This is a genomic window from Cellvibrio sp. ATLC23 (genome assembly GCF_057196725.1).
The window spans coordinates 180,379-194,405 of sequence record NZ_JBXUOS010000010.1; the positions used below are offsets into that span (position 1 = coordinate 180,379).

The 14,027-nt window shown below is 49.1% G+C and carries 7 protein-coding genes; 3 read left to right on the plus strand and 4 right to left on the minus strand.

The features are described 5' to 3' along the window. Nucleotides 1–37 precede the first annotated feature (37 nt). The 4 genes from AC2CG4_RS15895 to AC2CG4_RS15910 all read right to left on the minus strand — a co-directional run bounded on the left by AC2CG4_RS15895 (nt 38) and on the right by AC2CG4_RS15910 (nt 4,960). Nucleotides 38–286, minus strand: coding sequence for a hypothetical protein (locus AC2CG4_RS15895; protein WP_484487203.1), 249 nt, complete (start codon nt 284–286; stop codon nt 38–40). A gap of 12 nt (nt 287–298) precedes the next feature. Beyond that, nucleotides 299–1,240 carry a hypothetical protein gene (locus tag AC2CG4_RS15900; RefSeq protein WP_484487204.1) on the minus strand — a complete coding sequence of 314 codons (942 nt, stop codon included), beginning with the start codon at nt 1,238–1,240 and terminating at the stop codon, nt 299–301. Nucleotides 1,241–1,244: 4 nt separating this feature from the next. Continuing rightward, a complete protein-coding gene (locus tag AC2CG4_RS15905; RefSeq protein WP_484487205.1) occupies nt 1,245–2,453 on the minus strand; it encodes an RtcB family protein in 1,209 nt (402 codons plus the stop codon). A 425-nt stretch (nt 2,454–2,878) separates the two neighbouring features. Then, the gene (locus AC2CG4_RS15910; protein WP_484487206.1) at nt 2,879–4,960 is read right to left on the minus strand and encodes a hypothetical protein; all 2,082 of its coding nucleotides are present in this window, start codon (nt 4,958–4,960) and stop codon (nt 2,879–2,881) included. 631 nt (nt 4,961–5,591) lie between these two features. Between AC2CG4_RS15910 and AC2CG4_RS15915 the strand changes: the two genes are divergently transcribed. From AC2CG4_RS15915 to AC2CG4_RS15925, 3 genes are all read left to right on the plus strand, one after another. Next, nucleotides 5,592–9,698, plus strand: coding sequence for a pectate lyase family protein (locus AC2CG4_RS15915; protein WP_484487207.1), 4,107 nt, complete (start codon nt 5,592–5,594; stop codon nt 9,696–9,698). Nucleotides 9,699–9,977: 279 nt separating this feature from the next. Further along, complete coding sequence (locus AC2CG4_RS15920) at nt 9,978–13,589, plus strand: InlB B-repeat-containing protein (RefSeq protein ID WP_484487208.1); 3,612 nt, start codon at nt 9,978–9,980, stop codon at nt 13,587–13,589. A gap of 12 nt (nt 13,590–13,601) precedes the next feature. Beyond that, a complete protein-coding gene (locus tag AC2CG4_RS15925; protein ID WP_484487209.1) occupies nt 13,602–13,895 on the plus strand; it encodes a hypothetical protein in 294 nt (97 codons plus the stop codon). The last annotated feature ends 132 nt before the right edge of the window (nt 13,896–14,027 follow it).

Genomic DNA, 14,027 nt, shown 5'->3' on the forward strand with positions numbered 1-14,027 from the left:
GGCGTACAAGCAGAGCAGTCCAAAACACCGATTTGGTTTAGTGCAGCGTGATTATCGTATGTTTTGGACTGCTCTCTTGTGCATTCAAACGAGCGGTTGCTGATCCTCCTTTCCCTGCAAACCACTCGTTAACCTTGTGTTTCATTTCATGTTTGGCCGCTTTTCGTTTGGCTTTTTCGGTTTTTTCATGCACTCCACCTTTACTCATAATCGGATGAAATGCATGGCCGTTGCGTCGCTCCTGTTTCTTACCTTTTGCAGGCTTGTTTTCTTGCTGATTGGGCATGATTGCCTCCTGTTAACTGGCTAGTAAAAACCATTCCGGGTTGTTTGCCGCTTTTAAGCGGCGTTTTGCTTTTGCATCATTGGCGATAAATTGCGGTGCTTGAGTTGTTTTTTCAAAACAAAATTTCTCCGGTAAATCTGTGTAGAGAGAGCGGGGTGGTGCGCAGCCTGTTATCTTCTTCATTACTTTTCCGGTATCGAAGGTGTGATAATAAACTTTGCTAAACCCCAGCTCTTGCTGCACAAACCAAAGTGTTGCCGCCATCATGGCTTCTGACCAAATCTTTTTTTTCTCAGCGATCATATTCTCGCAATAGGCCGCTACTTTTTGCCGGTCTACTGTGTTGCGGCTCCAATAGATCCGCATTTCACTATCGCTCCCTGCGCTTAAGGCGCGTTTGTAGGTGTATTCCAGATCGCGGATTAAATCGGATTGAATTTCTTCAATCAGAATTTCACCGGTATTGAAATCCATATCCAACCTTGCCCATGCGAGTGTTGCCATGCGTTTGCGGCTTTTAGGATGAGTTGACGTTGTCATTCTATTTAAATGGCAACCGGCTACTGCTTTAAACCTTGCATCAAATTCATTGCTCAAATTTAATTGCAATACCAGGTTTGCACCGGGCCGCGATGTTTGGTTCCAGGCATAACGTTTTTTATGACCCCACCTGCCAAGTGTTAACACATAGTGCTCGGTTTGCATTGACCACACGTTTTCCAGTTGCGCTACTTCAAGCCGTCCATTGCCTGAATTTTTAAGGGTGTCTTTCACTAGCGGTTTGTCCAACAGTTTTTTCAACTTTGATTGTTTGATGCTGTGAATATCACCTTGAGTGGTTGCACCCAAATACTGCTTGAGTAAATAGACTGCGTACTGATCCTTAAAATAACAAAATTGTGTTCGCTCCTTGGGAAGGCAGGCGATGACTTCATCCAATAATCTATCGTCCATATCATTATCCTTTTATACACAAGACTTGTTTGAGGGTGTGAACCACTTCTATCAAGTCAGATTGGTTGTGCATCACTTCGTCGATGTCTTTGTATGCCGCCGGGATTTCGTCAATCACGGCTTTATCTTTACGACATTCAACACCGTTGGTTTGTGCGATTAAATCTTCTTTGCTAAATGCATGGCGTGCGGCAGTGCGGCTCATTTTTCTACCGGCGCCGTGGGCGCAGGAACAAAATGAATCGGCATCGCCTTTGCCGCGCACAATAAAAGATTTTGCGCCCATGCTGCCGGGAATAATTCCCAGCTCACCTTCGCGTGCACTGATGGCGCCTTTGCGAGTGACCATTACATCTGCGCCGAAATGATGCTCGCGGCTCACATAATTGTGGTGACAGTTAATGGCGTGGCGATCGGCGTGAAACTTGGGTAAGAACGGTGTTATTGCACGCAATACCAACCCCATAATTTCATTGCGATTTAAGCGCGCATATTCCTGTGCCCAACTTATCGCTGCAACGTAATCCACAAAGTGCTCGCTGCCCTCGGTGAAATATGCCAAATCCTTATCGGGCAAATTGTGAATATGTTTGCCCATATCTTTTTTGGCGAGGGCAATAAAATATTGTCCAATCGCATTGCCAATGCCACGGCTGCCCGTGTGCAACATAATCCACACGTCTTTATGTTCATCCACACACACTTCAATAAAGTGATTGCCGCCGCCGAGAGTGCCCATTTGTTTAGTCCAAAGGGTATTCGGCTGTTTTAACATCTTCATCACTGCAGGATGTTTTTCAAATAACCAATCCACACCGGCTGCCATTTGTTTGCACGCGCTTTCACGAATGCTCACCGTTTTATGCGCCTGTAAGCCCACTGGCACCGCGCGTTCAATTGCACTGCGCATGGCGCCGAGATTGTCCGGCAGCTGCGAAGATTTAATTGACAGTCGCACTGCACTCATACCGCAACCTATATCCACACCTACCGCAGCGGGAATAATCGCATTTAAGGTTGGTATTACCGAGCCTACAGTTGCCCCAATGCCTAAATGCACATCGGGCATGGCGGCTATATGCGAATGAATAATGGGCAGCTCGGCAATTTTTTTCAGTTGCGTCAGCGCTTCATTTTCAATATCGCGGGTGTAAATTTTTACCGGTTTAAAACCATTTCCCGAATTTTTGTTTAATTCAATTTTTACAGGCATAGAAATCCCTTAAGTGAAATTTTTGAAAAATCACTTTGCATTACAAAAAAAATGAAACCTTCGAGTTGGCTTTTCGAAATACAGAAAAGAAAAAGCCCCGATTAGTTTCCTAATCAGGGCTTTGGTGTTGCGCCTGACTGGAAGGTTTTGTTATTACCTTCCAAGTCTGAATACTCAAAAGGTTTTTAGCGGTTGGTATAGTTCGCGTAAGTCATAATTGAGTACTCCATAAGTTGTGACAAACAAGTTGTCGGGTTGAACAGCAAAGTGTTTTTAGCACCCTGGAAATTGGGCGCGATAATACGCCGATTTTTTGAGCTGTCAATAAGTGGCGTATATATATTTTGCATGTTTTGTTTGCGTAATAGATCACTGCCTGAGTGGGTTGAACTGAAAACAGTTAATATAGGGCAAAACACCAGGCATCAAACCTTTTCGGTTTTCTCGACTAGTAGCGAAATTTCTTTATCGATGGCTTCGCCGCTTTCGAGGAGGAGGGACATGCGCATTTCGAATTCATTTACGGCATTGTCCAGTACGACGGCACCTGGGCCTTTTAATTCTAATAGCCCGTAAGCGCGGCGTAACTCGTTAAGAAAGTGCTCGAATGTTTTGCGGTTTTCATCTATTTGAAATGCGTAACGTATATTCAGATTGTTGAGCATTTCTTTGATTTGGGCGTTAATTACTACACTATTTTGTTCTTTTTCGGAAATCTGTAAGTAATGGATTAAATCATTAAGCCGTTCATTGGCTGCGGCAATGACCATTTGGAAATTGGTATCTAACATCTCTGTGTCGGAGTCCTGCGCTGTATTATTTCTTAACGCACGAATATTGGTGTAGTTGAATAGAATACCATGCTCAAGGTGTACTAGTTGGTCCTCAGTGTCAGGGGTGGTTAGCTGATGCCGGTCTTGGGTATTGACCAGATGCTCGGGCGCATATTCGGTTTTACCTGCACTGCAGTCGATATAAAAACCAGCAGCCAGATTGAAGCGGTTGATAAAGTCCTGCAGAAGTTGAGTCAACTTCTCAAAGTCCTGACATTGCAGAAAGTCCAAAAGAACCATATTGATGGCGTATACATGCTGGTAATTCAGCGCCGTTTTTTGCAGTTCCTGCACTAGCATTTCAGCTTCTTCAAAGTTAGATGAATGCCCCTCTTCTGTTGATAACAAATCGTCATTTAATGGCGCATCAATAACTGGAGCCTGATTTAATTGTGAGGCTTGTTCTTGCAGGCGGCTGTATAAACTGTCGACTTCTTGCTCCAAAATCACTATGCAGCCTTGGCACTCTTTAACGAGCCGTTCCAGCCGCTGTATTTCTTTTTCTTTTTCTTGATTAACTGCGTCAGAGTTTTCGCTACTGAGTGAGCCTTTTATAATTGAAATTTCATTTTCAAGGCTATTAACTGTGTTGTGTTGAAGCTTGTTACTTGCTTGCAGGTGTTTAATTTCCGCAATAATAGTGTCAGGATCCTCTTGATTTTCCGGTGCAATTTTTTGCATCAAGTTATCATATAAAGAATTAATCTCGCCTGCGGGCGCATTGTTCATACGCATTAAGCCGTAGTTGGTAATTTGCAATTTTGCTTCTTTAAGCTGTTGCTTTAAATCATTGACGTGGCGATCCGATTTTAATAATTCCACTTCCAATAAGTGAACCTGGCTTTCTATACGTTTTTGTTGCGCGGGGCTAAATGTGGATTGCGTATTTTTGATTTCGTGGAGCAGTGCGCGCAGATTGTGGCTTTCTACCGAATTGGCTTCACCAAATTGTTCAATGTAGCGATCATTAAGCGGCAGCGAAAATGTTGGCTTGTTAGGCTCATTGCTGGTAGCAGGAGCTTTTTTTAATTTTTCCAGCGCCCCTTGGAGATGTTCAATAAGGCTACTGTTTTTGGCGTTAAGGTGCTCCATGCTGTGTTGTTCATTACGCAGATTTTCCAGACGTTTTAGCAAATGCGCATTTTTGGCTTGATGGCGTTTTACTTCATCATCGCGGCTGCGCAATTGTCGCTGTAAATCGCTAATAGCTTTTTCCAGTTGACTGGCGTTTTGATCGGTCCACTGCACTATGGGAGCCAATGTCCGTTCTATGGTGCCCCAGCCGGCGTGCGTAATGCCGCGCTCTGCAAATACTTCTTGTTCTGCACTTAAATACAGATGACGTAAGGCGGCAATTTTGCCACTGAACGGGTGGTTTTTATCGAGATCGAGCAGGCTGCTACCGGTAAATTTTTTAAAGCGTTGCTGGGAATCGTTTAGTGCAAATGCAAAATAATCGGAGATACCTGGTTGGCGAGAAGGTGCACGATTTTTGTCATAGAAGGTGTCACCAGCTTTAGCGCCAGAGTCTTCGGTGCCTTGTATTCTCTCTAATAGTTTCTCGATGATTTTTTTCTGACGCAACATGCGCCTAATGACAAACGCCAAAAGTACCGAGAGCACCAGCGTCAGTTCGGCCAAAATGATAGTGGATAGCGGAATATTAAAATCCATATGTTGCACCCTAAGTGCCTTATCCCAATAGGTTGTTAATTGTGGTCATTAAGCTAAGCGTAAAGCTCTTCTTTAGCATAGTTTCTACTGGGCGGAGATCAAATCAGCGTAGTTGAATGCAATGTGAAGTGAGGTTTTCCCTGACTGACGACTTTGGCTGTTGCTGAGTATAGAAAAAGAAAAATATAACGGTTACATGGATTCATGAAGAAATATGTAATCGTAATCATTGGCTGTTTTTGAATTTCCATCACAATAAACGGAGAAAACCCCCTATTTTATGGTTGACCTGATTTTTCTGTGGGCGCACTATGTAAGTCCTTTAAGTGTACAAAGACTGTACAGACCTTTTAAAAACACAGCCTTCGGGCTTAGCTATAGGTTACTCGGGAATCCAACAACAATAATCCCGGTCAGCCAAGGTGCTTTAAGCATCGCCAGAGTGTTACTTAATACCCACAATCATAAGTGCTGCGAATTTATTCAGCAGTCATTGCCTTTACCTTTTGCGGTAGGCCTATCGGTGTTTTCGGTCAAAGCCCCTTCAGCGGAGAACTGAGGGTAGTCGCGCCTGTGCGTGTGGCTTAAAAATCCGAATAACAACGATACAGCTACGATCAAGGTAAAAACTATGACATCTATGAAACTTTCCTGTCGTATTGGCCAGTATATGGCTTTGACAGCAGCGACCAGTGTGCTCGCCTGCGCGGTGCAGGCACAAACCCTCGGTTCCAACCTTGCCCTGACCGGCCCCAGTGCGGGCGCCGACGGCTCCGGTTTTAGCGATACCAAATTGGTACGCGATGCCGATACCGCCACTTTTACCGAAGCTAGCGGCACTTCCAATCAGCGTGTCTCGGTGAAATGGGGCAGTGAGGTGGCATTTAATACGGTGGTGTTGCGCGAGTCTGGCAGCAAAGTCACCAGCTGGCAGCTAGTGAATAACGATACGGGCGATGTATTAGCCACCGGTACCGGCATAGGCGCCGCGCGCACGGTGAACCTGGGTTCAGTATCGATGAAAAAGCTGAACCTGATCGTCAGTGGCAGCTCGCCCTTGCGGATGGCGGAGATTGAAGTCTATAACGCGACTGGCGCCTCTAGTGTCGCTCCATCCAGTGCTCCCGCCTCAAGCAAACCGGCTTCTAGCGCAGCTCCCATAGTGCAAACACAGGTATACCAAGCGGAGAGCGGTAGTTTGTCGCAAGCTGCAGTGGAGTCTAACCACGCCGGTTACAACGGCAGTGGTTTTGTGAATTTCGATAATCTGGTTGGCAGTGCTATCCAGTGGACAGTAAATCAAGCCAGCGCAGGCAATGCGACCCTGAGCTTCCGTTTCGCCAATGGCTCTACTACAAATCGCCCTATGTCGATCAGCGTGAATGGCACGGTGGTGAATTCAGCCTTGGCGTTTAATGGCACTGGCGCCTGGGCGACTTGGGCGACTCAAACCATGACCGCCTACCTGAATGCAGGCAACAATGTGATTCGCGCGGTATCGACTGCGAGTGATGGCGGCCCGAATCTGGATGAGCTGTCGGTAACCAGCACCTTGGTTGTCGCTTCTTCCAGCGCGCCAGCCTCCTCGGTAGCGCCCAGCAGTAAACCCGCTTCTTCAGTGGCACCGAGCAGTACGCCTGCTTCAAGCACTCCGGCATCATCGCTGGCGACTTCTAGCGCACCATCGTCTTACAACGGCGCAATTCGCCCGGCCAAGATGGAAGGTTTTGCGGCCTACGCCAATGTCACCGGCGGTACCGGTGGCAGTGTAGTGACCGTATCGACCGGTACCCAGCTAAACGCGGCGCTCTGTGGCCGCAGCACCATGAGCGAACCTATCGTGATTCGTGTTAACGGCACGATTAACCATGGCAACACCACTTCGCAGGGCTGTAATACCCAGTCCGATGTGATTGAAATCAAGCAGATGAGCAACGTATCAATCATCGGTGTTGGCACTAACGCACTGTTTGATGAGATAGGCATTCATGTGCGCGATGCGTCCAATATCATCATTCAAAACGTGCACATCCGGAATGTGAAAAAGAGCGGTTCACCGACCTCTAACGGCGGTGATGCGATCGGCATGGAAACCAATGTGGATCGCATATGGATCGACCACAATTGGCTGGAAGCCTCCGGTGGTGAAAAAGACGGTTACGACTCACTGCTGGATATGAAAGCCGGGGTGACCAACGTGACTGTGTCCTACAACCTGTTTAACGATTCCAGCCGCGCCGGCTTGATCGGCTCCAGTGATAGCGACAACAAAAATACCAACATCACCTTCCATCACAATTGGTACAAAAACATTGAACAGCGCACGCCGTTAATTCGCCATGCTCTGGTACATATGTACAACAACTATTGGTCTAACGATTCCATCGATTACATGTTCCATGGGATCAACTCGCGCATGAACGCCAAGGCGTTGGTAGAGAGCAACTACTTCTACAACGCGAATAATCCGCTGATCGCCTCGGACGATTCATCAACCCCCGGCTGCTGGCAGACCAACAACGACAACACTGTGTTACCGGAAATCTATTACAGCCGCACCGTGGGTAATGGCGCGCTGGTGATTCCTGCGGTAGTGAATGGTCAGTTGCAATCGACCTGTTCTGTGTCAGTGCCGTACAGTGTGCAAATGGATGCAGCCAACGATGTGCCAGCAATTGTGATGGCAAACGTGGGCGTGGGTAAAATCGGTGCCGTGAGCAACTCCTCTGCTCCCGCTTCCAGCAAGCCGGCATCCTCAGTACCAGCCAGCAGCAAGTCATCGACTGCGCCTAGCAGTGTGCCAGCCTCCAGTACACCAGCGAGCCAAACACAGGTGTACCAAGCGGAGGGCGCTAGCCTGTCGCAAGCGGCAGTAGAGTCCAACCACACCGGTTTTAACGGCAGCGGTTTTGTGAACTTCGATAATCTGGTCGGCAGCTCTGCGCAATGGACCGTGAATCAGGCTAGCGCAGGTAATGCGACCCTGACATTCCGCTTTGCCAATGGCACCACCACTAATCGCCCTATGTCGATCAGCGTCAACGGCACAGTAGTGAATTCCGGTTTGGCCTTTAATGGCACAGGTGCCTGGGCAAGCTGGGCGGAGCAATCATTTACCGCTTACCTGAACGCGGGCAGCAATGTAATTCGGGCTGTATCGACTAGCGACGATGGCGGCCCCAATATCGACCAGCTGACTGTCACCGGCGGCGCGGTTGTAGTGGGCTCATCTAGCAGTCAGGCGTCAGTTGCACCGAGCAGTTCCAGTGTTGCATCCAGCCAATCAAGCAGCTCATCGTCAGTGATTGTGGATAACGGCACTATCAGCGCCGCCTGTATCCAATTGGCGACTAACCCCTCGGTGAACTGGCGCGATACGTCGCTCAAAACCGATCAGGAAATCGTCTCCTGTCTGTCCAAAACCCTCGGCAAACCAGTGGGTTATGGTGAAAAAGCGCTGGGTGGATTCGACCCTAATGGCAACAGCAAACTCACCATCATCACCAAAACCGGTGGCGTTTCGGTTGAGCAGCAATTGCTGAACGCACTGACCGACAATGCGCACAACTGGATTGTGTTCGACAAAATCCAATTCGCGCAGCCGTCTGAAATTGGCATGTATCGCACCTACTGTAACAACAGCACTGTGCAATCTTTGATGGGCATCACTGAAGCGCAATGCAACGATTACAGATCCTGGTGCAGCAGCAAAGGTATCAGTGGCGAAGCGGCGTGCCGCACCGAGTTCTTCAACAAAGCCATGAACCACAAAGATATTCCCATCCGTATCCCGGCGATTGGCTCTAACAAAACCCTCGACGGTCGCGGCAGCGAGGCTTACTTCCTGTTCAGCGGTTTTGCGATTGGTAAAGACAGCAGCGGCGCACCAACCCAAACCTCCGAGAGCGTGATTCTGACCCACCTGAAGTTCCAGGGCGCAGGCCACACCGAAGACCACTATGTTGACCCGGATATGATTCGCTCCACCGGTGCATCACATGATATCTGGATTCACAAAAACACCTTCGATACTACCGGTGATTCTGCCTTTGATGTAAAAGTCGGCGCCTATGACATCACCATGTCATTCAACCGTTTAGTGAATGTGAAGCGCGCGGTATTGCACGGTTCCAGCGACAGCCGCACCATTAATTCACAAATCACTACCACCATGCACAACAACGCGTTTGTCACTACTGACGATAGCTACATGCTGTTGGGTAATACATTGCGTCGAGTACCTTTACTGCGCCGCGGTACCACTCATATGTTCAACAATGTGTTTGTGAATTATCGCAATCAAATTTTGAGTTTGCGGGTGGGCGCCAGCGCCTTGATGGAAGACAGTGTGTTTGTAGTCAATGCGGAACATCAGGAAAAGAGTTCAGTGGAAGCATCGCTGGCTGAAATCAGCAGCAACCTGTTCAAGGATATTAGCGACGGCAACTTCCGCAATGATCGCAACCTGCTCTGGTTCGGCAGTGCAACTTGTAACCTGACCTCCAGCACTCAAACCGCGCTGACCGCCAGCAATGGTTCAGTCGCCAATCTGGCCAATAATTACAGCGCAGTCTCACGCGCTACTATCAACAACTGGCGTTTTGCCGCCGGTCAGGAGTTAGTGGATTATGTGAGCGCAACCGCCGGTAAACACGGTCAGATCCCCTACAACTCACCACTCGCGGGTGATAAATACTATGTGTTGGGATTGGGCAAGGTGGCTTGCCAGAAACGCTAAGTCTTAACGCAAGAGCAAACAAAAAGCCCCGGTGTTCTGCACTGGGGCTTTTTTTATAAGTGCTTTGCCATTAATTCTCTTTAAACATAAAGAATCGATATAGATAACTGCGTCACACTATGTAGCGATTTCGTGATTGCTTGCTAGGCTGTTAGCTAGCAATCGGGTTTATAAATCGGCTTGGTTATAACTATTTTTTCGTTTTTCGCATATTTCAATGCCTGAACGTCCAATCGCCGAACCCGACCGATTTCTTTAATTTATCGCAGGGTAATTTTTATGGCGTCATCCCCTTTGAAGCTTTTAGCTAAAGTGCCGGTGCTTGCAGGTTTGATCTTAACTGCACAGGCCGCTCTGGCGGGCACGTTAACGGGTGTATCCGTAACTCCGGCAGATAACACTGCTGGCGCGACTACTAGCTACACATTTACCTACACCACCGAATCGGATTTGAATGCCGATACTGCACTTTTATATGTGACATTTCCGGCGGGGTTTTCGGTTGCCGCCGGAGCTTGCGATCGCATTACATCGTTTACATTGAACCCAGACCCAGGCGGAGCCATTTGCCGTGCATCCTATGGTAGTGGCGAAACGGTTGGTTTTGCGGTGAATACCACGATTGGTGGTGGTGTGAGTGTTCCGGGTAATACCCAAGTGACGGTAGTGGTTGGTGGAGTAACCAATCCAGCAACTCCAGGCGATTACGTATTTACTCCGGGCGGAGGAATAGGCTCAAGCACAGGGATTTATACTGCCGAGATGGCGGATCCCATGTTCCCTTTCGAATTGGATGTTGCGGCTCAACAGACAGTGACTATAGGCGCATCCAGTGCAGTGAATGGCGCCTGTGGTTCGGCGGTCGGTGGCGTGTTTTCCACTGCGCCTGCCGCTGATTTGTGCGCCGCAGGTGCAGCAACGGCAGTCACATCAAACCCTACCACCTACACATGGGGTTGTAATGGTACGGGCGGCGGCACCGACACGGCCGCTAATGCCTGTTCGGCCAATAAGGGCTACGACCTGATTTTAAGCATTAGCCCAAACAGTAGCGGTTCGGTGAGTTGTACTAATAATCCGGTGGTTCACGGTGGCAATACCACCTGTACACCCACTGCCAGCCCCGGCTACAGTTTTAATAATTGGACGGGCGATTGTTCAGGTGCCACTTGTATTTTGAATAACGTCACTAGCAGTTTGAACCCGCAAGCGAATTTCACCCTTAATCAATATGCGATCACCACAGCGGTGAGTCCTGCACCGGCCGGTACCGCGACTTGCACTAGTAATCCGGTTGATCACGGTAGCGACACCAGCTGTACCTACACCACTAATCCCGGTTACACCTTTGCCAATTGGAGCGGCGATTGCACCGGTGCGACCTGTGATCTAACTGGTGTAACCGGCGCCAAGTCGGTAACGGCTAACTTTACTAGTCCAACGTTTAATATCACCGTTAACACCTCAGGCTCAGGTACTGCCTCCTGCTCCCCTAACCCGGTAAATGGGGGTAGCAATAGCACCTGTACCGCGAGTGCTAACACGGGTTACAGCTTTACCGGTTGGAGTGGTGACTGCAGCGGCGGCAGCTGTGTATTGACCAGTGTTGCATCCGCTAAAACCGTAACCGCTAATTTCAGCCTGAACAGCTACAGCATTAGCGGCAGCGCCTCACCCTCAGCAGGGGGTAGTGTCAGTTGCGATGGCAGTGTCAGCCACGGCAGCAATGGCAGCTGTAGCGCCACGGCCAATACTGACTACAGCTTTAGCGGATGGACCGGTTGCCCCAGTGCTAACGGCACGAGTTGTAGCTTCAGTAATGTCACCGCCAATCAAAGTGTGACGGCGAATTTCACCATCAACAGCTACAGCCTCACTGCTGTCGCCAACCCGATTGATGCGGGTTCTGTCAGCTGTACCACCCCGGTCAATCACGGCAATAGCGCAAGTTGTACGGCCAACCCTGCCGCGGGTTATCGTTTGAAAGAGTGGACTGGTGCTTGTACTGGGAGCAGCTGTGCTATTGCCAGCGTGACGGCGAATTCATCGGTGACTGCCACTTTTGAGTTGCTGCCAATCTATAACGTCAGCACTAGCGTATCGCCTGCTGGTGCCGGTTTTGTCACCTGCTCCAAGGACGTAATGGAAGGCGGCACAGCGACCTGCACGGCCAAGGCAAATGACGGCTATCGTATTGCATCCTGGGGTGGAGATTGTGCAGCCGCTACCACCAGCACCTGCACAATGCAAAACCTAACTAGCAACAAAACGGTCAGTGCAGCGTTTGATGTGGCATCTACCTTTACGATTACCGCATCCATGCAATCTATATTGGGCAACTCCACCAGCCTTCCGATTTTGGTCAATGGCGTGTCGATTGCCAGTCACCTTAGATGTTCCGCTAACCCGGTATCACTAGGGAAGACGGTAAGCTGTAGGTTTGAGGCAGATATACTCTCAAGGGATGTCACCTTCAAAGGTTGGGGTGGGGAGTGCACCAAGGTAGAGGGTCAGACTTGTATCATTGAAAATATGTCTACCGACAAACATCTCACCGTTAACACGGGTATTCTGTACAACAGCAGAATTGTGATTACGCCGGCAGGTGCGGGTAGTGTTTGGTGCGATAAAGATCTGCTCGGGATCTTCATCGGAATCGACCAAAGCTATGTGCCACTCGTACAAGAACACTGCAAAGTCGTGCCCAATGTGGGCTACGAATTGGAGTCCATCACCGATCCAGCGCGCTGTGCCGGCGCGAGTTGCCCGGTGGCTAATGCCAATTTCAAACAAAAGAGCAATACGCCAGTTGTGACTTGTGAGAGTTGTAATGCCAGTACCACTGTGACTAACACCACAACCACCGATACAGCGAGTAAAACCAGCGCGCCTGATAATCAAGGCAACAGCACCCAGACCAATGTGGCCACCACCACCAACACACAGTCCGGAGTTACGACTACCAGCGTGACAGTAGGTGCGCAAACCTCGGACGGCACACTTCAGCCTGGCGGTTCAGTATCAACCAATGACCTTAAGGCGCTAGTCACTGTAGGTGAGGGCTCTACAACCCTGTTAACCAACAACCCGGTTACCGGTAATTCCTCAAGAGTTGTAATAACCACCTCAGGAACCACTATCTCGGCTTCTACTCCAAATAGCGCTGATTTCAACCTGGGTACTATTCCAGGGTCGAATATGTCGATAAATCAAACGACCCAAGGCACCGTGATACAAGTGGCGGACAGCGCGACAGGAACTACGCTTGGCACCACCACTATTTTGGGAAATACCTCCACCACGTCGACTGCGGACGGCTCTACCTTGGTAAGTACAGCAGCGAGTGGCAACTCAGGTGTGACTAGCAGTTTCTACGGCGCGGGGACCGTACTTAGCAGTGGTTTGATGGGCGGTGCTTCCTATACCGCTACCCAATGCACGTCTATAGTTTGTTCGGGCGGCTCAACAGCTGGGCTTGGAATAAGTGGGCTTAGTGGAGCCGGAGCTGGCGGAACAGGTGGTTTTAGCATCGGTCTCGGTCAGGGAACCGGTGGGTTTAGTGGCGGAACTACCAGTGTTACCCTCGGTTCAGGGCAGACTGTCACGGGAACAGGAACCCTCACCGGGACGGGAGCTTCTGTAAGTCTGAAGCTTTCAGGCACCTGGAATCCCGGCAATAAACCGGGAATGCGCAAAACCTCTGCGGCAGAAGATGAGCGCAAGGTGTTTGTCGATATTACCGGCGATGCGTTGCAATCGGTGCAAATCTTTACGCAGGCATCCGGTCTTGTAGAAGTCTTCAAACCCGAAGCCGCTGGCCCAGCGTTGACCAAGATGATGGTGAACGGCAATTCATTGGATATGACTCTCACCTTTCCGGCAGCTAAGTAACAGGAGCAGATTATGAAAAAATTAATGGTTAAGTCATTACTCCTGTTATCGGTAGTTGGCTTGGTGGCCTGCGGCGGCAGCGATAAAAAGAAGAGCAACAGTTCCAGCAGCGCTCCAGCCAGTAGTGCTGCTGCGAGCAGCTCTTCAGTGAGCAATGTCATGGAAGCGGGTAAGGAATATCCCTATAGCGCCAATACGAAAATTACCAACACCGGAAAAACGGATCTGGTCGTCACCAAAAAATATTATTGGGACAGCCAAAAAACGGTGGTGGTGTTACAGGAGGGCAGCGCGACTATTGATTGACCAATAATGCATTGGTTAAATAAAATGTATGGTTCCCCTCATTGTTGCAATCACTTTTGTGACAATGAGGTGGTTTGCGCTAATGTATTCGGAGTCCTATTGGGATCGAATCCCGCTCCACGATGAGCATCC